A 23303-nucleotide genomic window follows, 5' to 3' on the forward strand; every position below is an offset into this window, starting at 1 on the left:
GCTATTCGGCAGCTTGCGCCGGCGCGGGCGGCGCCCAGCGAAGCACCGGCTTGCGCGCCGCGCCCGTCTCGTCGAGCCTGCGGCGCGGTGACATGTAGGGCGCGCCGGTAAAGCGGTCCTTGTCGTTCGATCTGGCGGCACGGGCGAGGTCCTTCAGCGTCGCGATGAATAGATCGACGGCCTGTTTCGACTCCGTCTCCGTCGGTTCGATCAGCATCGCGCCATGGACGACCAGCGGGAAATACATGGTCATCGGATGGTAGCCTTCGTCGATCATCGCCTTGGCGAAATCGAGCGTCTCGACGCCCGTGCCCTTCAGGAAGCGATCGTCGAAGAGCGCTTCGTGCATGCACGGGCCTTCGAAGGGCGCGGACAGATCGTCCTTCAGCGAGGCGAGCACGTAGTTCGCGTTCAGCACCGCGTCTTCCGCGACCTGCCGCAACCCGTCCGAGCCATGGCTCAGCATGTAGGAGAGTGCGCGCACGAACATACCCATCTGCCCGTGGAAGGCCGTCATGCGGCCGAAAGGCGTCGTGCCGTCGGCTTCTGCTTCACCTTCCGTCTCGACGAGGCGGAAACCGTCCTTGCCGTTCACGACATAGGGCAGCGGGGCAAAAGGCGCGAGCGCCTCGGAGAAGACCACCGGGCCCGCGCCCGGGCCGCCGCCGCCATGCGGCGTCGAGAAGGTCTTGTGCAGGTTGATATGCATGGCATCGACGCCGAGATCGCCCGGCCGCACCCGGCCGACGATGGCGTTGAAGTTCGCGCCGTCGCAGTAGAAATAGGCGCCTGCCTCGTGCACCGCATCGGCGATCTTCACGATATCGCGCTCGAAAAGACCGCAGGTGTTGGGGTTCGTCAGCATGATCGCCGCGACATCGGGCCCGAGCTTCGACTTGAAGGCTTCGAGATCGACGCGGCCTTCCTTCGTCGCCGGAATTGCGTCCACCTTGTAGCCGAGCAACGCGGCGGTCGCCGGGTTGGTGCCATGCGCCGATTCCGGCACGAGCACGCGCGTGCGGATATCGTCTTCGCCACGTGCGATGAGCGCGGCGCGGATCGCCATCATGCCGCACAGCTCGCCATGCGCGCCCGCCTTGGGCGAGAGCGTGACGCCCGGCATGCCCGTCAGTTCCTTCAACCAGTGTGCGAGTTCGCTCATCAGTTCGAGAGAGCCCTGCACCGTCTGCTGCGGTTGCAGCGGATGAACGTCGCTGATGCCCGGAAGCCGCGCCATCTTCTCGTTGAGGCGCGGGTTGTGCTTCATCGTGCAGGAGCCGAGCGGATAAAGACCCGCATCGATCGAATAGTTCTTGGCGGAAAGCCGCACGAAGTGGCGCATCACCTCCGGCTCGGACACACGGGCAAGACCGATCCGGCCCTGCCGTTCGAAATTACCGAGATGCGAGGTGAACTCGCCCGGATCGTCGAAATCGACACCGCAGGCACCCGGATTGTCGAGTTCGAAGAGAAGCGGCTCTTCATGCTCCAGCGCCCGGTTGCCCGTGAAGGTCTCGCGCGCGCCGGCGGCGCCCGCGCCGTCGATTGAGGTCGGACGGCCCTGTTTGTTCATGCCGGACATCTAGAGCACCTCCCTCAGCGCCGCCGCATAGGCCGCGCGATCCGCATCCGTGTTGATTTCCGTCGAGGCGACGATGAGAAGGTCTTCGACCTCCGCCGCGCCCGGCAGCAGCCGTGAAGCAGGCACACCGCCCAGCACACCCTTCTCCGCCAGCGCGTCGACCACGTCCGCCGCCGGTCTCGGCAGGCGCATCGTGAATTCGTTGAAGAAAGCCTTGTTCAGGATTTCGACGCCCGGCACCGCCGCAAGACGCTCGGCGAGCTTTACCGCCGCCGCATGGTTGATGCGGGCGAGTTGTCTGTAGCCGTCTTCGCCCAGAAGCGACATGTGGATCGTGAAGGCAAGGCAGCACAGGCCGGAATTGGTGCAGATGTTCGACGTTGCCTTTTCGCGGCGGATATGCTGTTCGCGCGTCGAAAGCGTCAGCACATAGCCGCGCTTACCATCCGCATCCACCGTCTCGCCGCAGAGGCGGCCCGGCATCTGGCGGACATATTTCTCGCGCGTGGCGAAGAGGCCGACATAAGGTCCGCCGAAATTGAGGCCGTTGCCGATCGACTGGCCCTCGCCGACCACGATGTCGGCGCCCATCTCGCCGGGCGGCGTCACGGCGCCCAGCGAGACGATCTCCGGAACCACGGCAATCAGCAGCGCGCCTTTTGCATGGGCCGCTTCAGCGATCGGCCTGAGATCGTGCAGTTCACCGAAGAAGCCCGGCGTCTGCACGACAACGCAGCTCGTTTCGTCCGTGATGCGGGAGATGATGTCTTCGTTCAGCCCCGGCAGCGCGGGCGGCATGGTTTCGACCTGATAGTCCGCGAAATCCGACAGGTTGCGAACGACGGCCGCATACTGAGGATGAAGCGTACCGGAGAGCACAGCCTTGCGCCGCTTCGTCACGCGATGCGCCATCAGCACGGCCTCGCCGCAACCGGTCGAACCGTCATACATGGAGGCATTCGCCACATCCATGCCGGTGATCATCGCGACCTGGGTCTGGAACTCGAAGAGATATTGCAGCGTTCCTTGCGAGATTTCCGGCTGATAAGGAGTGTAGGAGGTCAAAAACTCCGAACGCTGGATCAGATGATCCACCGTTGCCGGCACGTGATGGCGATAGGCGCCGCCGCCCACGAAGAAGGGAACGCTGCCCGCGGCCACATTCTTCGCCGCCATGCGTTCGAAAATGCGTTCGACCTCAAGCTCGCCCTTCCGGCGCGGCAGGTCCACCAAGCCATCGCGGCGCGCGCTTTCCGGCACGTCGCGGAACAATTCGTCGATGCCTTTCGCGCCGATGACGCCCAGCATTTCGCGCCGGTCGGTTTCGGTCAGGGGCAGATAACGCATGATCGGACTTTCCTTTCGGGGGACGGCCCTTCGCCGTCCGGCGGATGCATTCCGGGAGCCCTACTGGAGGCTCTCCACAAATTCATTGTAGGCGGCTTCGTCCATAAGCTTGTCGAGCTCGGCGGGGTCGGAAAGGCGGAGCTTCACGAACCAGCCATCGCCCATCGCGTCTTCATTGACGCCGGCGGGCGTCGTCTCGATGTCGCCATTCACGTCGACAACCTCGCCGCTCACGGGCGAATAGACTTCGCTCGCGGCCTTGACGCTTTCGACCACCGCCGCTTCGTCGCCAGCGGCCAGTTCCTTGCCGACTTCCGGCAGCTCGACGAAAACAACGTCGCCAAGCTGCTCCTGCGCATAGTCGGTGATGCCAATGGTCGCGATGTCTCCATCGACGCGCACCCACTCATGCTGATCCGTGTAGCGAATATCGCTCATGCCAATCCCCTGGTTCCTGTTAGCAGCCGCAAGGCCTCATTTGCCCGGCTTGTGAAAACGTTTCGTCACGAAGGGCATCGCCGCGACCTTCGCCGGACGCCCCTTCCCCCGTACCATCAGTTCGACGCCGGTATCGACCTTCGCAAATCCGGCCTCGACATAGCCCATCGCGATCGGCCCGCCGACGCTCGGTCCATAGCCGCCGCTCGTCACAATGCCGATCTTCCTGCCCGACGCGTCGGTAATCTCCGTGCCTTCGCGGGCGGGCGCCTTTCCTTCCGGCAACAGGCCCACGCGCTTTCGCGATACGCCATTCGCGATCTGGTCCAGAATGATCTCCGCGCCGGGGAAGTTTCCCTCCTCGCGGCGGCGCTTCGATATCGTCCAGGTGAGAGCGCCTTCGACGGGCGTCGTCGTCTCGTCGATATCGTGACCATAGAGACAGAGCCCGGCTTCGAGGCGTAGCGAATCCCGCGCGCCAAGCCCGATGGGCTTCACCTCCGCCTCGCCGAGAAGCTTTTTTGTGAGCGCCACCGCATCCTTGTCGGCGACGGAAACCTCGTAACCGTCCTCGCCCGTGTAGCCGGAGCGGCTGACGATGCAGGGAAGGCCGGCGACGTTCATTTCCCTGCCGGTCATGAAAGCCTGATCCGCGGCGTCCGGCGCAATGCGCGCGAAGACCTCGGCCGCCTTCGGTCCCTGCAACGCGATCAGCGCGCGATCCTCGATGCGGCGAAGCGCGATGCCGCCGGGCAGATGTTTTTCGATGTGGGCGAAGTCGGCATCCTTGCAGGCCGCGTTCACGACGAGAAACAGAACGCCGTCCTTTTTCGTCCGCGTGACCATGAGGTCGTCGAGAATGCCGCCCTTCCCGTTCAGGAGAAGCGTATAGCGGATCGCGCCGGGGGCGAGATCGCGGATGTCGCCTGGCACAAGCGCCTCGAGCGCGACGGCAACGGCGCCATGGTCCGGACCTTCGAGCCAGGCCTGGCCCATATGCGACACGTCGAAGAGGCCGGCGGCCTCGCGGGTATGCAGATGTTCGGCCAGTACGCCGGAGGGATATTGCACCGGCATGTCATAGCCCGCGAAAGGCACCATCTTCGCGCCGAGCTCGACGTGGAGTGCGTGAAGGGGCGTCGTCTTCAGGGGACCGGCGGCGGGTTCCGACATTGGGCTTCCAGGTTCTTCCCCGCTCGGGGAAACAAATGCGAATCGAGATGGACCGCCACTCGGCGAATTGCTCCGCCTGCGGCGCCCCACTCTGTCGCTGAACCTGAGAGATTTCGCGTCGAACCAAAACGAGGCCCGCCGCTTACGCCCTTCGGTGAGGCCAGATTATCGCGTCTGACCTGCTTTCCAGAGATTCATCCCCCTGCGGTCCTTTGTGCCTGAGAGTTTCCGGGGCGGTTGCTCCTTCGGCGCCGGGGTGCTGCACATAATGCAGTCCCGGTCTCTCCCGCAGGGTTCGTCTGTATGTTTCCGGATCATATGGACCGGCCCGCCAGAGTCAAATGGCATCACGAGCCGGCGCCGCGGAAGGCGCCAAAAAGCGCCGTTTTCGGGGCTTAACGGATCGGGTTGTAGGAAACGCGGCGGTTGTATTCGAGCTGTTCCGGCGTCAGCTGGAAGCCCACCAGAATCTGGTAGATGCTGCCATCGGCCTGGCCGCCATAGGGCAGCACCGTACCATCCACCGTTTTCACGAATCGTACTTGCCGCTGCCCGGGTTCGAAGACCACCGGCACCTCATAGACCTGCTTCTTGTCGAAGGCGCTATAGCGGCGCGTCACGGCGACGAAGGTATTGAGGGTCAGCTCGCGGGACTGCGCGGCGGGTCCGATTTCGGCAATGCCGTCGAAGGCGAGGTCGACGGTGATGGTCGACTCGTCGATATCGTATTCGCATTTCGATACGACCTTGCCGATCTCCGCCCTGGCGACCACATCGGTCAGGTCCGCGCCGGAACCCGAAAGCAGGGTCACATGGTCCGTCTCGTTGAGAACGCCGACGGCGGGACAAGGGTAAAGCGTGGTGCCGCCCGTCTTGGTGCCGCCACCGCCGCCGAACCAGCTGCAACCGCCAAGGGCGAGCGCGGCGAGAACGGCAAGTACGGGCATGGCCCGGCCAGTGCGGGAAGCGAGAGTCGTCGGGCAGCTCGGCGCGGGCGAAAACGGCATCTGTGGTTCACTCGATCTGTTGGCGGTCTGTTAGCGCAGCGGGGTGGCAGGGGCTTTCTTGACTTTCCCTTGGCGGCCCCCTCTATTACCGCCATAAACGGTCTCGAAAGCCTTGCATTTCATAAGGTTAGTCGAGACTCGGGACCGGCCCCGGCAGCGCGCAAACTCTATCGGAGTGGTCCCGGAGTCACAAGGCGGACGAATGCGCCCGCGGGGGCCGTGAAGCCGGCTCCCGGCGGGCGGCACGAGGCGCAATCCCCGAGAACGGCACCCCGAGAACCGATATGAGCGAGACACACGCAAAGCCCCCTCTGACGCTGCTCCTTGCGAGCCCGCGCGGCTTCTGCGCAGGGGTCGACCGCGCCATCCAGATCGTCGAACTCGCCATCGAGAAATACGGCCCGCCCGTCTATGTCCGCCACGAGATCGTCCACAATCGCTATGTCGTGGAGGAGCTCGAACGCAAGGGTGCGATCTTCGTCGAGGAGCTCGACGAGGTGCCCGCGGGCGCGAAGGTCATCTTCTCCGCTCATGGCGTGCCGAAATCCGTGCCTGCCGAGGCACAATCCCGCGAACTCTTCTATCTCGACGCAACCTGCCCTCTCGTATCCAAGGTACATGTGGAAGCCGAGCGGCTCCACAATCGCGGTCTCCAGATTCTGCTGATCGGCCATGCGGGACACCCGGAAGTCATCGGCACGATGGGGCAACTGCCGGAGGGCGCCGTGAGCCTCATCGAGACCCTGGCCGACGCAGAGGCCATCGCACCGGCCGACCCGGACAAGCTCGCCTTCGTGACGCAGACGACGCTTTCGGTCGACGACACGGCGGAGATCGTCGCAACGCTTCGCCGCCGCTTTCCTTCGATTGCCGGTCCGCGCAAGGAAGACATCTGCTACGCGACGACGAACCGGCAGGAAGCGGTGAAGAGCATCGCCCCGCATGTCGATGCCATGCTCGTCATCGGCGCGCCCAATTCCTCGAACTCCATGCGCCTCGTGGAAGTCGCCGAGCGCGCGGGCTGTCCCCATGCCGCGCTCGTGCAGCGCGCGGGCGACATCGACTGGGTGGCTCTCGGCACACCTGCAACCGTGGGCCTGACCGCCGGCGCGAGCGCACCGGAAGTGCTCGTGGAAGAAGTGATCGACGCATTCCGGCAACATTTCAGCGTGACGGTCGAAACGACGTCCGTCCGGCGCGAATCCGTGCAGTTCAAGCTGCCGCGCGCGCTCGCCGTCTGACGGGGGAAAGATGGCCGTCTATACCGAAGTGCCAGACGAGGAACTCGAAGCCTTCCTCGCCAATTACGACATTGGCGGGCTACTCTCCTACAAGGGCATCGCCGAGGGCGTCGAGAATTCCAACTACATGCTGCACACCGACAAGGGCGTCTATTTCCTGACGCTCTATGAAAAACGCGTGGCGGCCAGCGACCTCCCCTTCTTTCTGGGGCTGATGAACCATCTCGCCGCGAACGGCATCAATTGCCCGACGCCGATCCGCAACCTGAAGGGCGAGATGCTGGGAGAGCTGGCGGGGCGGCCCGCCGCCATCATCGGGTTTCTCGAAGGCGTGCATGTGCGCCGGCCGCAGCCGCGCCATTGCGTCGAGGTCGGACGTGCGCTCGCGCAGATGCACCTCGCCGGAGAGGACTTCGGGCTCCAACGCCCGAACGCGCTCAATGTCGATGGCTGGGGGCCGCTGTTCGATTCATGCCGGGCGGGCATCGACGGCTATATGCCGGGGCTCGCGCAGGAGCTCGACCGGGAGCTTGCGGATTTGATGCGCGACTGGCCGCGCGACCTGCCGTCCGGCGTCATCCATGCGGATCTCTTTCCCGACAACGTCTTCTTCATCGGCGACCGGCTGTCGGGCCTCATCGATTTCTATTTCGCCTGCAACGATGCCTTCGCCTACGATCTTGCGATCTGCCTCAATGCCTGGTGCTTCGAGAGCGACGGCTCCTTCAACATCACCAAGGCGCGGGGCCTTCTGCAAGCCTATACGCAGGTGCGCCCGCTGGAGGCGAAAGAGCTTGCATCGCTTCCCCTTCTCGCGCGGGGTTCGGCCATGCGCTTCCTGCTGACAAGGCTCTATGACTGGATCAACCATCCACCGGGAGCCTTCGTGCAGCCCAAGAATCCGCGAGAATATCTCACACGGCTGCGCTTTCACCGCACCGTCACCTCGCCCGCTGGCTATGGGCTCGACGTATGAGCGATGCCGTCGATCTCTATACGGACGGTGCCTGCTCCGGCAATCCGGGGCCGGGCGGTTGGGGCGTGCTCATGCTCTACAAGGGCAATGAGAAGGAACTCTGCGGCGGCGAGCCCGCGACCACCAACAACCGCATGGAACTCATGGCCGCGATCCAGGGCCTTGAATCTTTGAATCGCGGCGTGAGGGTGCGCGTCCACACCGATTCCACCTATGTGAAGGACGGCATCACCAAGTGGATTCACGGCTGGAAAAAAAATGGCTGGAAGAACGCCCAGAAGAAGCCGGTCAAGAATGCCGAACTCTGGCAGCGCCTCGAAACCGCGATCGAGCGGCATGATGTGTCGTGGCACTGGGTGAAGGGCCATTCCGATCATCCGGAAAACGACCGCGCCGACGCCCTCGCGCGTCAGGGCATGGCGCCCTATCTCTCGAAGCTGAAATGAAAAGGCCCCGCCGGAGCGGGGCCTTTCTGCATTCATGCGCCGCCGCTCAGCTCAACTGCTGCAGCATCGTCTCGGCGCCGGAGACCTTCGCCTCGCCGGGGTTCGGCTCCTTGTTGAGGCTCTTCACCACGCCGTCGTCGACAAGCATCGAATAGCGCAGCGACCGCGTGCCCATGCCGAAGCCCGAACCGTCGAAGTCGAGGCCGAGCGCCTTCGTGAAGTCGCCATTGCCGTCGCCGAGCATCGTCACGTCGCTGCCCGCGCCCTGCTGCTTGCCCCAGGCGTCCATGACGAAGGCATCGTTGACCGACAGGCAGACGATTTCGTCCACGCCCTTGCCCTTGATGTCGCCCGAGGACTTGATGAAGCCCGGCAGGTGCTGGTTCGAGCAGGTCGGCGTGAAGGCGCCCGGCAGCGCGAACACCACCACCTTGCGGCCCTTGAAGAGCTCGCCGGTCTTCACCGGCGCGGGGCCCTTGTCCGTCATCTTCATAAGGGTCGCTTCGGGAATCCTGTCACCCACCTTGATGGCCATATGAGCTTCCTCCTGATCTGCGGCGCGCCGCCGCGGCGCGCGATGTTGGCGGCATTAAAGCCTTAAATGCCTTCCCTTGCCAGTCCGGCGCGGGTCACATTGTCTTGCGGATCACATAGGCGGTATCGGGGCCCGACAGGATGAAATCCAGTTCCACGCCCTCCAGCATGGCGGGCGACAACACCTCCACCTCCATGACGTAACGCACGACATCGCCGTCCCGTTTCACGCGCGGCGTACCGAACCAGATGTTCTTCGGCCCATCCACAATGAGCATGGGCGGCGTGCAGCCCTTTCCGCAGCCCGACAGGCTCACTTCGAGCGCCGGCGCCGAGGCCTCGCGCCAGCGGATATCGAGCATGCCGGGATCGGCCGGCGGCACGGGTATGCGGCCGAGCGCGGCGCGGAGACGCGATGCCACGGGACTATCCTCGATCTCCGCCCCGGGCGGCACCGTCAGTTCGAGATTTGCCTCGCGCGGCACCGTCAGTTCGAGATTTGCCTCGCGCGGCACGCAGATATCGGAGCAGATGCCGTAGAACATCGAAAGGCGCAGCGTCACGGCGCGCGATGCGTCCTCCGGCACCACGCGCAGCGGCCAGACCACGCCCCCCTCATAGCCATAGGTGATGTCGCCCGGCGCATCGAAGCGTTCGGGCGCCGGCCAGCGCAGTTCGACGCCGGCGACGTTTTCGGAGGCCGACCAGTCGAAGACGGGCGGAATGCCCGAATCGCCTGGTTTCTTCCAATAGGTTTTCCAGCCCTCAGCGAGGCGCAGGTCGATGCCCGCCAGAAAGGGGGCGCCGTCATGTTCGCCTTGCGCCGCAAGGAGTTCGAGCCCCCGCACGCCCTCGCCCGGCGCGGCTGCGAGCGGCGCGGCGGCAAGCCACGCAATGCCCGCCAGAAGCAAAAACCCTAAGCGGCGTGCCGTCCTCATGAATTTCCATCCCGTTATATCCGGCGCCGTCGCGCCGCTCGCCCGCCTTCGCGCAAAACTAGCATCGCTGCGCATTCACGCGCCGCACAAATAGCTGTGACGCAAATGCATAGCAACGAGACGTGACAACCGCCGCGCAAGAGTGCAGGATTTCAGAAGGTTGTGCACTGCCATGTGCCCTATCGACGTGGAGGCAGTTCTGTCATGAGCCCTATGTCGGCGGATCTGAGCTATCGCCCCGAGGACGACGGCTTTCTTGAGGGCAAGATGCTGATCGCGATGCCGTCTATCGGCGACGACCGGTTCGACCGCACGGTCATTTATATGTGCGTCCACAATCCCGACGGCGCCATGGGCATCGTCGTGAACAAGCCGGCCGACAACATCACCTTCCCGGACCTGCTCGACCGGCTGTCGATCCAGGTTCCCGGCACGCGCCTGCCGAAAGAGATAGCCTGTCCAGTGCTCGCGGGCGGCCCGGTCGAGATGGGCCGCGGCTTCGTGCTCCACACACAGGACTACTTCTCGGAAGAATCGACGTTGCCCGTCGACGAGAATGTCGGATTGACCGCGAGCGTCGATATCCTGCGCGCCATGGCAACGGGATGCGGGCCAAGCCGCGCGCTGCTCGCGCTTGGTTATGCGGGCTGGGCGCCCGGCCAGCTCGACGCCGAGATCCAGGCGAATGGCTGGCTCCATTGCGATCCCGATCCGGAGCTTCTGTTCGGGCTCAATCTCGAGGCGAAATATCATTCCGCGCTCGCGAAGCTCGGCATCAACCTCTCGCTGCTCTCGGGCGAGGCCGGCCACGCCTGACTCGAACATTGTCCGGAGGTGACGCCCTATCTGTTCCAGTAGTGCGCGATGAAGTCCAGCGCCTCGGCGGCGCGCATGGGCTGGCCGAAATAATAGCCCTGGCCGTAGTCGCAGCCCATCGCCGCGAGATCGGCAGCCTGCGTTTCGCTTTCCGTTCCTTCCGCCACGACTTCCATGCCGAGGTCGTGCGCGAGCGACACCATGGAGCGGATGATGAGCGGCGTTTCGCGATCCGCCGACATGCCTGCGACGAAGGAGCGGTCGACCTTCAGCGTATCGAAGGGAAAACGCTGCAGGTAGCTCAGGCTCGAATAGCCGGTGCCGAAATCGTCGAGCGAGAGACCGGCGCCAAGCGCCTTCAGGCGGCCAAGCATATTCGCCGCGAATTCCGGGTTCTCCATGACGAGCGATTCCGTCACTTCGAGTTTCAGCGATCCGCGCTCGATGTCGATGCGGTTCAGCACACGCTTCACATCGTCGATGAGATCGTGGCGGAGAAGCTGGCGGCTCGATACGTTGACGCTCACGGTGAGCGCGCGCTCCATCGGGAAGAGCTTCTGCCAGGTCGCGAGTTCCTCGCTCGCCGCCCGCAATGCAAAGCGGCCGATCTCGGTGATGACGCCGAGTTCCTCAGCCAGCGGCACGAAATTATCGGGCGTGAGCAAGCCGTCCTTCGGATGGTTCCAGCGGATCAGCGCCTCGAAGCCGCGCACCGAACCGTCGGTCAGCGACATGATCGGCTGGTAATAGACTTCGAGTTCCTTGCGTTCTATCGCATGGCGGAGATCGGTTTCCAGCGTCAGGCTGTCATCCGCCTCCACCCGCATGCCCGGTTCGAAAAGTTCGATCCGCGCCTTGCCGGTGCGCTTGGCGTGGTACATCGCGATTTCGGCTTCCGTCAGCAGTTCTTCGGGATGCTCATGTGCGTCCTCGCAGATCGCGACACCCACGGAACAAGTCGGGTAGATTTCGTGTCCGGCGACTTCGATCGGCTGACGCAGGAACTCGCTCGCCTGTTCGGCAAAGGCCACCGCATCCTCGCGCGCCGTCCGCACCGTCAGCAGCACGGCAAAGGCGTCGCCGCCGATCCGCGCCACCGTGTCGTCCTGGGTGACGAGCGATTCAAGACGCCGCGCAATCGCGATCAGCAGCGCGTCGCCGCCCGAATGGCCGATGCTGTCGTTCACGATCTTGAAGCGGTCGAGGTCGATCATCAAAAGCGCGGCACGCGGCCGTTCGAGCAATCCCCGGCGGCGGATCGCGCGCGACATGCGGTCCATGAATAGGGCGCGGTTCGGCAGTCCCGTCAGGCTGTCATGCACGCTGTCATGCATCAGCCTCTCTTCGGAGAGCTTCTGCGCCGAAACGTCCCGCACCGTCCCGATGCAGCGCGTCGCGAAATTCTCCGGCCCCGCAACGCAGCTCGCCGAAAGCGCGACCCAGCGGAAGACGCCGTCCGAGTGCCGCATGCGGAATTCGAGCGAGAAGGAAACATTGCCGCGGCCGATATAGGCGTTGAGCGCGGTGCGATAGGTTTCGCGGTCGGCGGGATGCATGTGCTCGCGCCACGCAAGCTCGTTACCGTCGAGCGTTCCGGCGTCGAGACCGAGCATCGCCTCCACGGAGGGCGACACATAGAGCCTGTCGTTCGCGATATCCCAGTCCCAGACGCCCATGCGCGCGCCAGTGAGCGCGAAGGCATGGCGCTGTTCGCTCCTCAACGTACCGATGTCGGCACGGCGGCGGCCGCCTTGCGCGTGATAGGCGGCGGCGAAAGCAAAGAGCGTGAGCGCCGTCGTGAAGACACCCCCGGTGAGGGCCGTACCGGCAAAGGTGCTTCCCGCCCAGCCCATGGCGTGAAGGGTGCCGAGAAGCCCCGCAAGCCCGAAAAGCGCGGCGCCGGGGATCAGAAGCTGCGCCGGGCGCACGCCGCGCAAGGCCGCCATGACGACAAGCGGCGCACCGCCGAGAAGCGCGACCGCAAGGAAGACGCGCACGAAGAGCGCCGCGGCCGAAACGCTGATGAAGGCGAGCGGGATGCCTGCCAGCACGACGTAACCGAGCATCCGCGTCGCGCGGGCAAGGGATGCGGAATGGCGTTCGCTGTCGAGGAAGAACCGCTCCAGCATGAAAACGGCGGAGGCGAAGAGCGTCAGCGCGACGGTCCGCACGACAAGGTCCCCCCGAGGGCCGAGCGACAGGATCGAGGCGAGATAGCCGAACTCGCCGAGGAGAACGAGAAAGCCCGCGCCGAGCAGGGCCGCCGTCGCCTGCGCGGCCGCCACGCGGGTCAGGATGCCGAGCGCGGCCATATAGACGGCGAAGGCCGCGATGACGGCAAGCATGCCGCCCTCGATAAGCGCGAGGCGCTGCGTGAAGCGCGCCCAGGCCTCTTCGTGCCAGAGATAGATACCGGATTGCGTATCGCTGTCTGCGTGAAGCGCCACGGCGATGCTCGTCTGCGGATCGCCGGCAAGCGCATAGACCGCAAAGCCCGGCCAGTCGTTGAGTGTGGAGAGTGCCGGGTCCTCGCCGCCCGCCGTCACGGCGCGGCCGATCTCGACATGGGGCTGCGGCCAGAAGAAAGCGCCAAGCCCCTCGCCCCGCCGGTCGGCGACGATGAGCCGCGTCACCTGTTCCTCGCTGCGGTTCCGGAGGGCGAAAACGCGCCAGGTGCCTGTCTCTTCTCCCTCGCCGCTCCAGAGCACGATGGAGCCGTCGTCGAGTTCGCTCTCGCCCATCTCCTCGGGCGCCGCCTCATCTTCGGGCAGCGGTTCGACCGCAACCTCGCCGCCCCCATTTGCGGGCGGTTCGATGGTGAGTTTCGTGCCGGAAGCGGGATAGCTGTGAACGAAAGGCGTGAGGTCCACGACGGGATGAGCGTCGTCCATCGCGACCGCATCCAGCGCCTTCGCGGCGGCCGGCGTCAAAGCCAGTCCGAGCGCCAGCGCAAGCGCGGCGGGCGCGCGCCTCATGCGCGCCATCATCTGGCCCCCTCGCCGCATCCCTGGATCGCTCCTCTTGAACTCTTACCTGCGCGGATCGTCGCGCAGAATGGCGAAAACAACATGATCCCGCCAGGCGCCATTGATCCGCAGATAGCCCCTCGCGATGCCTTCCTCGGTGAAGCCGCATTTGCGGAGCACCGCGCGCGAGCGCTCGTTCTCCGGCAGGCAGGCGGCCTGCAACCTGTGCAACTTCAACTCCTCGAACACGAACGGGATGAGCGCCCGCACGGCCTCGGTAACATAGCCGCGTCCGGCATGGCGCTCGCCCGCCCAATAACCAAGCATACAACTTTGCTGCACGCCCCGCTGCACGCCGGAAATCGTACAGCCACCGAGCAAAACATGATCTTCCTCACGAAAGATGAAGAAGGGATAGGCGTGGTCCTCGCGGACTTCCCGCTGGTAGCGGCGCAGGCGCCGGCGGAAGGCCGCCCGTGTCAGATCGTCGGCCGACCATATCGGTTCCCAGGGCGTCAGGAAGGCGCGGCTCTTGTCCCGCAGTTCCGCCCAGGCCTCGTGGTCGGAGAGCTGCGGGTTCCGCAGATAGACGCCATTGCCGAGCACCATCGGCGCGACGTCTGGTCTCGATATCGAGCGGAGAAATGCCATCGGCGACACGCCCTCGTCTGCGACGGGCCGCCCCCGAGGCGCCCCCCTCCTGCGGAACCGCCGGCGGCGGCTCCTAGTTGGCGAATCTTGCCGCGAGACGGTCGTAGGATTCAAGTCCTCCGCCTGCCCCCTTGAGCGGGCCGATGGCGGAAAGTGCGAGACGCTTGCCGCCGAGCAACCGGTCGGCGAAGCGGCGCACCGCCGCGGCATCAACCGTGTCGACCTTTTCGACCAGTTCGTCGATCGGCAGCACCCGGCCATGGATCATGTATTGCCGGGCGATCTGTTCGGCGCGCGAGGAGGAACTCTCGAGACCCATCATCAGCCCCGCCTTGATCTGTGCACGGGCGCGGGCCACTTCCGCCTCGCTCACATCGATGCCGATGCGGCCAAGCTCACCCGACAGCACGGGCATCAGCTCCGCCACATGCTCCGGCGCGGTGCCCGCATAGACCCCGAAGACGCCCGTATCCGCGAAGGACCAGGAGAAGGCGAAGACCGAGTAGCACAGGCCGCGCTTTTCGCGCACCTCCTGGAACAGGCGCGAGGACATGCCCCCGCCAAGCACGCCCGAGAAGACCTGCGCCGTATAATAGTCCGGATCGGAGTAGGTTGGTCCCTCGAAGGCCAGCGCCAGATGCGTCTGTTCGAGGTCGCGCTCCTTGCGGATTTCGCCGCCCTCGAAGGCCGCTCTCGCCGCGCCGTTGCTCTTGTGCTGCGGCAGCGCGGTGAAGCGTTCGCTCGCAAGACGCACCAGCGTCTCATGGTCCAGTCCGCCTGCCGCCGCGAGCACCATGCCGGGCGCGAGATAGCGCTCGCCCATATAGCCGTGCAGGTCGTCGCGGCCGAAGCCCGACACCGTGTCCACCGTGCCGAGGATCGAGCGGCCGAGCGGCTGGCCGGGAAAGGCCGCCTCCAGCAGATCGTCGAAGACCACATCGTCCGGCGTGTCGTGGGCCTGGCCGATCTCGGAAATGATGACGCCGCGCTCGCGCTCAACCTCTTGCGGGTCGAAGACCGAGTTCTGCAGGATGTCGGCGAGGATATCGACCGCGAGCGGCAGGTCCTCGCGCAGGACCCGCGCGTAATAGGCGGTTGCCTCATGCGTCGTGTGAGCGTTGAGGTGCCCGCCCACCGTCTCGATTTCCTCGGCGATGGCGAGCGCAGAGCGGCGCTCCGTTCCCTTGAAGGCCATGTGCTCCAGCATGTGCGACACGCCATGCTCGCGCGCGGATTCGTGGCGCGCGCCAGTGTTCACCCACACGCCCACCGAGGTCGTCTGGAGATGAGGCATGCTGTCGGTCACGACGGTGAGGCCGTTTTCGAGGCGGGTCACTTCAACGGACATGGGCACACTCCTTCTTCAACGCATACTCACAAACAGACAATTCAGGCGGCGGCCTCAAACGGTCACGGACCGCGCGCGTTCGCGGATAAAGGCTTCGACGCTGCCCAGATCGTTCGGCAGCGCGGCAAGCCGCTCTTCCCGCTGGAACAAATCCGCCATCGCGGGCGGCAAGTCGGGATGGATGCCCGTCGCCTTTTTCACCGCGTCGGGGAACTTCGCCGGATGCGCCGTCGCCAGCGTCACCATCGGCACGGAGGCGTCGCCCCGCAGCCTTGCCGCGGCGGCAAGACCGACCGCCGAATGCGGATCGACGAGTTCTTCCGTCTCCGCCAGCGTCCGCCTTATCGTCTCCGCCGTTTCCGTCTCGTCGACGCGCACGGCGCCGAAGCACTCGCGGATCGCGTCCATCGCGGCCTTCTCCACCTCGAAGGCGCCGGACTGGCTGAGGCTCTGCATCGCCCGCGTCACCGTCTCGCCATCATTCCCGTAAGCGTCGAAAAGCAGGCGCTCGAAGTTGGAGGAAACCTGGATATCCATGCTGGGGCTGATCGTCGGCACGACCTTGCCGACCTCGTAGCGCCCCGTCTCCAGCGTGCGCGCGAGAATGTCGTTCACATTGGTGGCGATGATGAGCCTGTCCACTGGAAGCCCCATCTTCGCGGCGGCGTAGCCTGCGAAAATATCGCCGAAATTGCCCGTCGGCACCGAGAAGGAGACCGGCCTGTGCGGGGCGCCCAGCGCCACCGCGCTCGTGAAGAAATAGACGATCTGGGCCATCACGCGGCCCCAGTTGATCGAGTTCACACCCGCAAGGCTCACCTCGTCGCGGAAGGCGTGGTCGTTGAACATCGCCTTCACCAGCGCCTGGCAATCGTCGAAGGAGCCTTCGACGGCGATGTTGTGGACATTGGCATCCAGCACCGTCGTCATCTGGCGGCGCTGCACCTCGGAGACGCGGCCCTTGGGATGCAGGATGAAAATGTCCGTCGTGTCGCGGCCCCGGAAGGCCTCGATCGCGGCCGAGCCCGTGTCGCCCGAGGTCGCGCCCACCACCGTGATGCGCCGGCCCTTCGCCGCCAGCACATGATCGAAGAGGCGCGCGAGAATCTGCATCGCCACGTCCTTGAAGGCGAGCGTGGGCCCGTGGAAGAGTTCGAGCAGCCAGTCATTCGCCGCCATTTGCCGCAGCGGCACAACCGCTTCGTGGCGGAAGCCCGAATAGGCGCCTTCGATCATCGCGCGGAGGTCCGCATCCGTGATCGACGCGCCGATATAAGGCCGCATGACGCGGAAAGCCGTCTCCTCATAAGAGAGACCGGCGAGGCTCGCGATCTCGTCCTTGCTCCAGTGCGGCCAGACGGCGGGCACGTAAAGTCCACCGTCGCGCGCCAGGCCCGTGAGCAAAGCGTCCTCGAATTCAAGCTCCGGGGCGCGGCCCCGCGTGCTGACGTATTTCACCATAATCTCCAGGATAGCCGGCTGCCGGAAACAGGGCGGCTGCGGTCGGGGGTAACCTAGCCCCGGGCGCCGCGGGAGGCAATCGGCATCCTGCCGCGCCCCAAATGTCTTTTATTTCAATTACTTACCGAGGTAGCGCGCCTCGATATGCGCCTTGAAGGCCGCCGTGCCCAGCGGCTCGCCGGTCGCCTCGGAGACGATCTCGTCGGGCGTCCGGCTGGCTCCCTTGCCATGCACACGGGTCCGCACGAAGCCGAGTAGCGGCGCGAAATCGCCCTGCCCCAGCGCCGCCTCGATCCCGTCATGCGTCCGCTTTGCCGCGGCGAAGAGTTGCGCGGCCGCCAGCGCGCCCAGCGTGTAGGTCGGAAAGTAGCCGAAGGAACCGGACGGCCAGTGAATGTCCTGCATGCAGCCCGTCGCATCGTCCGGCGGCACGATGCCGAGCATCCGCTCCATGCCTTCGTTCCAGGCGGCGGGCAGATCCTTCGCCGTCAATTCGCCCGCGATCATCGCGCGTTCCAGCCCATAGCGCAGCATCACATGCAGCGGATAGCTCACCTCGTCGGCCTGCACGCGGATGAAGCCCGGCGCGACGCGGCGATAGTGGCGAAGCACGTTTTCAGGTTCCCAGGCCGGCCCCTCGCCGCCGAAACCCGCTTTCAGGCGCGGCGCGAGAAAGCGGATGAAGCTCTCCGTCCGTGCCGCCTGCATCTCGAAGAGCAGCGACTGGCTCTCATGGATGGTCATGCCGCGCGCGCGCCCGACCGGCTGGCTCCGCCACGCGCCGGGCAGGCCGCGCTCATAAAGCGAGTGCCCCGTCTCGTGGATCACCGCCATCAGGCTTTCGGTGAAATCCGCCTCGTCGTAGCGCGTGGTGATGCGGCTGTCGTCCGGCACGCCGCCGGTGAAGGGATGGTGGCTCACATCGAGGCGGCCATGCGCGAAGTCGAAGCCGATCAAGTCCATCACCTCGCGGCCGATCTTTTCCTGCAACGCGATGGGAAAAGGGCCCTCGATGGGAAGCGATGCGGGGCCGCGCGCCTGATGCTCCATCACCTCCCGCAGAAGCGCCGGCAGGAAGCTTTCGAGCTCGGCGAAGAGCACGTCGATATCGGCCGAGCGGCGGCCCGGATCGTAGCCGTCGAGCAGCGCGTCATAGGGATCGAGCCCCAGCGCCTCTGCCTTCGCGGCGGCCTGCTCGCGCACCAGTGCGATCAGCTTGTCGAGTTCGGGCGCGAGGCTCGCATAATCGTTCGCGGCCCGCGCCTTGCGCCAGACCATTTCGGTCGCTGATTTCTGCCGCGACAGCCGCGTGACGAGCGAGGCAGGTGTCGCCGTCGCATGGGCATGGACGCGCGCCATCTCCTGCAGGTTCGCGCGGTCCCAGGGATCGAGCCCGTCCGCCTCGCGCGCCTCATCGATCAGGCCGGCAACCTCCGGCGCCGTCAGCGTTTCATGCGCGATGAGCGAGAGGATTGCCTGCTGCTCGGCGCGCGCGGCAGCGCCGCCTTCCGGCATCATGGTCGCGCGGTCCCAATGCAACACCGCCTGCGCGCCCGACAGCGCGGCGAGCCGCTCGAAGCGGTCCTTCAATGCCGCGTATGCCGCCGTCGAATTGCGCTCGCTCATGCCTTTGTCCGTTCCCGTCCGATCCGCCCGTTCGCCTTGTGATAGGCAATGTAGACGCCCGCAAGCACGGCCGCGAGGCCGAACCAGGTGAGCGCATAGTCGAGATGATTGTTCGGTATGTCGATGCGCGCGCCCTTCGGCTGCGGCCATTCCCCGGCGAAACTGCCCGTCTCCGCCTCGACGATGAAAGGCGCGATCGTCACCCCTTCGAGCGTTGCGCCCCCCGCCAGCGCCATCGTCTCGGGATCGCGCACCATCCAGATATTTTTCACCGGGTCGTCCTGCCCGTCGAACGAACTGCGCGCCTGCGGCTCGCGCATGACGCCGGTGAACGTCACCTCGCCTTCGGGCACGGTCCCATGCGCGTCCTTCAGCGGCAAAGGCACGAAGCCGCGATCGACGAACACCACCGCGCCCTCCTCCACCTCGAAGGGGCTCAGCACGCTGTAGCCCGCCGCGCCGCCCGCATCTTGCGTGAAGTGATGGAACTCCGCGTCGAGGAAGCGCCCCGTCAGCGTCACGCGGCGAAATTTCTCCGCTTCCGCATCGAGCGTTTTCCATGCCTCGGGTCGCGGCAGCGCCACAGGCGCTTCATGGAGCCGCATCTCGATCCGCGCGAGCAACGCTTCCTTCCAGGCGAGCCGCTCGACCTGCCAGAGCCCAAGCCCGATCAGCACAGGCAGCGCCGCGAGCGTCATGAGCGTCGGCCAGAGCAGCGGCCGGAAGAAGCGCCGGGAGAAGTAATTGTTGCGCAAACTCATTTCTCGAGACGGCCCTCCTCGGCCCGGTGGCGGTATTGCTGCGCCACCAGCCATCCCTTCAACGGACGAATGAGGCCGATGGTGAGCGCCAGCGTCAGCGGAATCCACAAAACCGCGTGAACCCAATAGGGCGGCGACCAGGTGAACTCCACCCAGAGCACGAGCCCGACGACAATGAAGCCCGCGATCATCATGATGAAGACAGCCGGCCCGTCGCCCGCATCCGCGAAGGAGTAGTCGAGCCCACAGACGTCGCATTTCGGTGCGAGGTCAAGAAAGCCCTTGTAGAGCTTGCCCTTGCCGCAGCGCGGGCAGCAGCCCTTGAGGCCCACTTCGAGGGAGGACGGCGCAGTGCCGGGATTTTCCGTCATGGATTGCTTTCCCTGAAAACAGGAGGGGCGGACGCATTCCGCGCCCGCCCCCGCCTTGCGTCATGTTTAGGCCGAGAGGCCTCAGTGATAGGTCGCGCCCGCCGATCCCCAGATGTAGATCGCGAAGAACAAGAACAGCCAGACCACGTCGACGAAGTGCCAGTACCAGGCCGCCGCCTCGAAGCCGAAATGCTGCTTCGGCGTGAAGTCGCCCTTGATCGCGCGCAGCAGGCAGACGATCAGGAAGATCGTGCCGACAAGCACGTGGAAACCGTGGAAGCCGGTCGCCATGAAGAAGGTCGCGCCATAGATGCTGCCGCCGAAGGAGAAGGCCGCATGGGCATACTCATAGGCCTGCACGCAGGTGAAGAAGGCGCCGAGCACCACCGTCAGCGTGAGACCCTGCACGAGGCCCTTGCGGTCGCCATGCTGCAGCGCGTGATGCGCCCAGGTCACCGTCGTGCCCGAGGTCAGCAGGATGATCGTGTTGAAGAGCGGCAGGTGCCACGGATCGAACACTTCGACGCCCTGGGGCGGCCAGTGACCGCCGGTGAAGGCGACGCGCGCAGCCTGCTTCACCTCGCCGGCGAAAAGGCTCGCATCGAAGAAGGCCCAGAACCAGGCAACGAAGAACATCACTTCGGAAGCGATGAACAGCAGCATGCCGTAGCGCAGGTGAAGCTGTACGACGGGCGTATGGTCGCCCTTGTGCGCCTCGCGGATCACGTCGCGCCACCAGCCGAACATCGTGTAGAACACGATGGCGAAACCGCCCAGCATGATCCACGGCGCGGAGCCGTGCATCCAGTTGATGGCGCCGATCGCGAGCACGAACGCGCCGATCGAACCGATGATCGGCCAGGGGCTCGGATCTACGAGATGATAGTCGTGATGTTTGGCGTGGGCGTCAGCCATGTCCCCTCTTCTCCGCTTCAGCGCGCTCCCTTCCGGGCAGCGCGATCGACCAAATTCTGCTCCGGCACATGCCGGAAATCATAGTCCATTTCGAGGCCTCGTCGCGCCCGGCGTCAAATCGGCCGGTTCGCCAGGTTGCCCCCCAGCTTCACGATCGTCACCACGAAGAACAGAACGATGAAGCCCGCCAGCGCCCAGGCGATGGCGAGGTTACGCTGCCGCCGGCGCTTGATCTGTTCTTCCGTCCAGTGCGGAGCGCCGATCTTGTGACGCTCGCCTTCGTCCTTTTCTTCGTCCATGCCGCCTCACATCGCCGGCAGGAGGGCGCTCGCGGGGAGCGCGCCCAGGCCGGTCATCTTCTCGATCAGGAGAAGCGAGAAAATGAGGAACAGGTAGACAATCGAATATCCGAAAAGGCGCATCGCCGCCTTTTCCTGTGCCGCGCCGGCGCGCGTGCGCCAGAGGCCGAAGGCGAGCCACAGGAACCCAAGGCCCAGCGCCGCCGTCGCCCCCATATAAAGCGCGCCCGCGAACCCCATGAGCCCGGGCAGCAGCGTCACCGGCACGAGTGCCAGCGAATAAAGCATGATCTGGCCGCGCGTCTTCTTCTCGCCCGCGACCACGGGGAGCATCGGCACGCCGGCCTTCTCGTAGTCGCCGCTGCGGCAGAGCGCGAGCGCCCAGAAATGCGGCGGCGTCCACATGAAGATGATGAGGAAGAGTGCGGCGCTTTCGAGCGACACGCTGCCCGTCACGGCGGCCCAGCCGATCATGGGCGGGAAGGCGCCCGCGGCGCCGCCGATCACGATGTTCTGCGGCGTGCGCCGCTTCAGCCACATCGTGTAGATCGCGACATAGAAGAAGATCGTGAAGGCGAGAAGCGCGGCCGCCACCCAGTTCACCAGCACACCCATCGTCATCACGGAGAAGACGGAAAGGATTGCGCCGAAACCTGCCGCCTCGCCTGGCGTCACGCGGCCCGAAGGGATCGGACGATTTTCCGTCCGCGCCATGCGCGCGTCGATATCGGCGTCGTACCACATGTTCAGCGCGCCGGACGCTCCCGCGCCCACTGCGATGCAGAGCAGCGCCGTAAACCCGATCACGGGATGAATGCCGCCGGGCGCAACCGCGATCCCGACAAGCGCCGTGAAGATCACGAGCGACATGACGCGCGGCTTCAGCAGCTCGAAAAAGTCACGCGCCGTCCCCATGCCGCCATCGGGCAATGCTCTCGCACGTTCGCTGCTGATCGCGGTATCCGGCATGAACTCGTCTGGTCTCTTTGTTGTGTGCCGTCGCGAAGCGCGTCAAAGCCTCGCCGGAAACGGTGCTCCGGCCGGGTCGTCCCCGGCCGGAGCGGCTATTACTTGATCCGCGGCAGTTCCGAGAACTGGTGGAACGGCGGCGGCGAGGAAAGCGTCCATTCGAGCGTCGTCGCGCCCTCGCCCCAGGGATTGTTCGCGGCCTTCTCCTTGCGGGCGAATGCCAGCACAACGCCGATCAGGAAGATCACCACGCCGAAGGCCGAGATGTAGGAACCGATCGACGAGATGTAGTTCCAGTAGGCGAACGCATCCGGGTAGTCGGAATAGCGGCGCGGCATGCCCTGCAGACCGAGGAAGTGCTGCGGGAAGAAGACCAGGTTCACACCGACGAACGTGACCCAGAAGTGCAGCTTGCCCCAGAACTCGGAGTACATGTAGCCGCTGATCTTCGGGAACCAGTAGTACCAGCCCGCGAAGATCGCGAAGACGGCGCCGAGCGACAGCACGTAGTGGAAATGCGCCACCACGTAATAAGTGTCGTGCAGGGCACGGTCGACGCCGGCATTGGCAAGCACCACGCCCGTCACGCCGCCGACGGTGAAGAGGAAGATGAAGCCGATCGCCCAGACCATCGGCGTGCGGAACTGGATCGAACCGCCCCACATCGTCGCGATCCAGGAGAAGATCTTGATGCCGGTGGGAACGGCGATGACCATGGTGGCCGCAGTGAAGTAGGCCTGCGTGTTGACCGACATGCCGACCGTGTACATGTGGTGCGCCCACACGATGAAGCCGACGAAGCCGATCGCGACCATGGCATAGGCCATGCCGAGATAGCCGAAGACGGGCTTGCGCGAGAAGGTCGAGATGATCTGGCTGATGATGCCGAAGCCGGGAAGAATGAGAATGTAGACTTCCGGGTGGCCGAAGAACCAGAAGAGATGCTGGAACAGGATCGGGTCGCCGCCGCCTTCAGCCGTGAAGAAGGTGGTGCCGAAGTTACGGTCGGTGAGCAGCATCGTGATGCCGCCGGCGAGAACCGGCAGCGAGAGCAGCAGCAGGAAGACCGTCACCAGAACCGACCAGACGAAGAGCGGCATCTTGTGCAGCGTCATGCCCGGCGCGCGCATGTTGAAGATCGTGGTGATGAAGTTGATCGAGCCGAGGATCGACGAAGCGCCCGCGATATGGAGCGAGAGGATCGCGAAGTCCATCGCCGGTCCGGGTGCGCCCGTGGTCGACAGCGGCGGATAGACCGTCCAGCCGCCGGAGGCGCCGGTGCCGCCGGGGGCGCCGGGCACGAACATCGAAATCACGAGCAGGCCGAGCGCGGGTGGCAGCAGCCAGAACGAGATGTTGTTCATGCGCGGGAAGGCCATGTCGGGCGCGCCGATCATCAGCGGCACGAACCAGTTGCCGAAGCCGCCGATCATGGCCG

22 protein-coding genes and 1 riboswitch are annotated in these 23303 nt (G+C 65.0%); of the genes, 4 read left to right on the plus strand and 18 right to left on the minus strand.

Going from position 1 to position 23303, the window contains the following annotated elements:
- Nucleotide 1: 1 nt before the first annotated feature.
- The 5 genes from gcvPB to ACKUUH_RS08320 all read right to left on the minus strand — a co-directional run bounded on the left by gcvPB (nt 2) and on the right by ACKUUH_RS08320 (nt 5487).
- Nucleotides 2–1573 carry an aminomethyl-transferring glycine dehydrogenase subunit GcvPB gene (gcvPB, locus tag ACKUUH_RS08300; protein ID WP_407949447.1) on the minus strand — a complete coding sequence of 524 codons (1572 nt, stop codon included), beginning with the start codon at nt 1571–1573 and terminating at the stop codon, nt 2–4.
- A 9-nt stretch (nt 1574–1582) separates the two neighbouring features.
- Entirely contained in the window at nt 1583–2929 is a 1347-nt protein-coding gene (gcvPA, locus tag ACKUUH_RS08305; protein WP_407949425.1) for an aminomethyl-transferring glycine dehydrogenase subunit GcvPA, read from the minus strand.
- Between the two features lie 60 nt (nt 2930–2989).
- Nucleotides 2990–3367: a glycine cleavage system protein GcvH gene (gene gcvH / locus ACKUUH_RS08310; RefSeq protein ID WP_407949426.1), complete on the minus strand. Its 378-nt coding sequence runs from the start codon at nt 3365–3367 to the stop codon at nt 2990–2992.
- A gap of 36 nt (nt 3368–3403) precedes the next feature.
- Nucleotides 3404–4540 (minus strand): glycine cleavage system aminomethyltransferase GcvT, encoded by a 1137-nt coding sequence (gene gcvT, locus ACKUUH_RS08315; RefSeq protein WP_407949427.1) that lies wholly within the window; start codon nt 4538–4540, stop codon nt 3404–3406.
- A 195-nt stretch (nt 4541–4735) separates the two neighbouring features.
- Nucleotides 4736–4839: riboswitch (glycine riboswitch) on the minus strand.
- Between the two features lie 96 nt (nt 4840–4935).
- A complete protein-coding gene (locus tag ACKUUH_RS08320; protein WP_407949428.1) occupies nt 4936–5487 on the minus strand; it encodes a hypothetical protein in 552 nt (183 codons plus the stop codon).
- Nucleotides 5488–5831: 344 nt separating this feature from the next.
- Between ACKUUH_RS08320 and ispH the strand changes: the two genes are divergently transcribed.
- The 3 genes from ispH to rnhA are packed head-to-tail and all read left to right on the plus strand — an operon-like array spanning nt 5832 to nt 8210.
- Nucleotides 5832–6788 carry a 4-hydroxy-3-methylbut-2-enyl diphosphate reductase gene (gene ispH / locus ACKUUH_RS08325; protein ID WP_407949429.1) on the plus strand — a complete coding sequence of 319 codons (957 nt, stop codon included), beginning with the start codon at nt 5832–5834 and terminating at the stop codon, nt 6786–6788.
- Between the two features lie 10 nt (nt 6789–6798).
- A complete protein-coding gene (locus tag ACKUUH_RS08330; protein WP_407949430.1) occupies nt 6799–7764 on the plus strand; it encodes a homoserine kinase in 966 nt (321 codons plus the stop codon).
- Nucleotides 7761–8210: a ribonuclease HI gene (gene rnhA / locus ACKUUH_RS08335; protein WP_407949431.1), complete on the plus strand. Its 450-nt coding sequence runs from the start codon at nt 7761–7763 to the stop codon at nt 8208–8210. Before ACKUUH_RS08330 ends, rnhA begins: the two co-directional genes overlap by 4 nt.
- A gap of 46 nt (nt 8211–8256) precedes the next feature.
- Here rnhA and ACKUUH_RS08340 read toward each other — a convergent pair whose 3' ends face one another.
- Complete coding sequence (locus ACKUUH_RS08340; protein ID WP_407949432.1) at nt 8257–8745, minus strand: peroxiredoxin; 489 nt, start codon at nt 8743–8745, stop codon at nt 8257–8259.
- Between the two features lie 94 nt (nt 8746–8839).
- Nucleotides 8840–9682, minus strand: a complete 843-nt coding sequence (locus tag ACKUUH_RS08345; RefSeq protein WP_407949434.1) for a protein-disulfide reductase DsbD domain-containing protein — start codon at nt 9680–9682, stop codon at nt 8840–8842.
- Nucleotides 9683–9886: 204 nt separating this feature from the next.
- Here ACKUUH_RS08345 and ACKUUH_RS08350 point away from each other — a divergent pair, with 204 nt between their 5' ends.
- Nucleotides 9887–10498 carry a YqgE/AlgH family protein gene (locus tag ACKUUH_RS08350; RefSeq protein WP_407949435.1) on the plus strand — a complete coding sequence of 204 codons (612 nt, stop codon included), beginning with the start codon at nt 9887–9889 and terminating at the stop codon, nt 10496–10498.
- Nucleotides 10499–10524: 26 nt separating this feature from the next.
- Here ACKUUH_RS08350 and ACKUUH_RS08355 read toward each other — a convergent pair whose 3' ends face one another.
- The 11 genes from ACKUUH_RS08355 to ACKUUH_RS08405 all read right to left on the minus strand — a co-directional run.
- Nucleotides 10525–13482, minus strand: a complete 2958-nt coding sequence (locus ACKUUH_RS08355) for an EAL domain-containing protein (protein WP_407949436.1) — start codon at nt 13480–13482, stop codon at nt 10525–10527.
- 45 nt (nt 13483–13527) lie between these two features.
- Nucleotides 13528–14115, minus strand: a complete 588-nt coding sequence (locus ACKUUH_RS08360) for a GNAT family N-acetyltransferase (protein WP_407949437.1) — start codon at nt 14113–14115, stop codon at nt 13528–13530.
- Nucleotides 14116–14188: 73 nt separating this feature from the next.
- Entirely contained in the window at nt 14189–15463 is a 1275-nt protein-coding gene (locus ACKUUH_RS08365; RefSeq protein ID WP_407949438.1) for a M16 family metallopeptidase, read from the minus strand.
- Between the two features lie 54 nt (nt 15464–15517).
- Nucleotides 15518–16921, minus strand: a complete 1404-nt coding sequence (gene thrC, locus ACKUUH_RS08370) for a threonine synthase (RefSeq protein ID WP_407949439.1) — start codon at nt 16919–16921, stop codon at nt 15518–15520.
- Between the two features lie 120 nt (nt 16922–17041).
- On the minus strand, nt 17042–18550 hold the full coding sequence (locus tag ACKUUH_RS08375) for a carboxypeptidase M32 (RefSeq protein ID WP_407949440.1): 1509 nt from the start codon (nt 18548–18550) through the stop codon (nt 17042–17044).
- Entirely contained in the window at nt 18547–19311 is a 765-nt protein-coding gene (locus tag ACKUUH_RS08380) for an SURF1 family protein (RefSeq protein WP_407949441.1), read from the minus strand. Before ACKUUH_RS08380 ends, ACKUUH_RS08375 begins: the two co-directional genes overlap by 4 nt.
- A complete protein-coding gene (locus tag ACKUUH_RS08385; RefSeq protein ID WP_407949442.1) occupies nt 19308–19682 on the minus strand; it encodes a DUF983 domain-containing protein in 375 nt (124 codons plus the stop codon). The genes ACKUUH_RS08380 and ACKUUH_RS08385 overlap by 4 nt, the downstream gene beginning before the upstream one ends.
- Nucleotides 19683–19763: 81 nt before the next feature.
- Nucleotides 19764–20597, minus strand: a complete 834-nt coding sequence (locus ACKUUH_RS08390; protein WP_407949443.1) for a cytochrome c oxidase subunit 3 — start codon at nt 20595–20597, stop codon at nt 19764–19766.
- 113 nt (nt 20598–20710) lie between these two features.
- On the minus strand, nt 20711–20896 hold the full coding sequence (locus ACKUUH_RS08395; RefSeq protein ID WP_322313810.1) for a hypothetical protein: 186 nt from the start codon (nt 20894–20896) through the stop codon (nt 20711–20713).
- 6 nt (nt 20897–20902) lie between these two features.
- Nucleotides 20903–21865: a heme o synthase gene (locus ACKUUH_RS08400; protein WP_407949444.1), complete on the minus strand. Its 963-nt coding sequence runs from the start codon at nt 21863–21865 to the stop codon at nt 20903–20905.
- Nucleotides 21866–21963: 98 nt separating this feature from the next.
- The coding region (locus ACKUUH_RS08405) for a cytochrome c oxidase subunit 1 (protein WP_407949445.1) at nt 21964–23303 on the minus strand (1340 nt) is incomplete at its 5' end.

Origin of the sequence: Parvibaculum sp. (genome assembly GCF_045863935.1) — a bacterium.
Taxonomy (GTDB): domain Bacteria; phylum Pseudomonadota; class Alphaproteobacteria; order Parvibaculales; family Parvibaculaceae; genus Parvibaculum.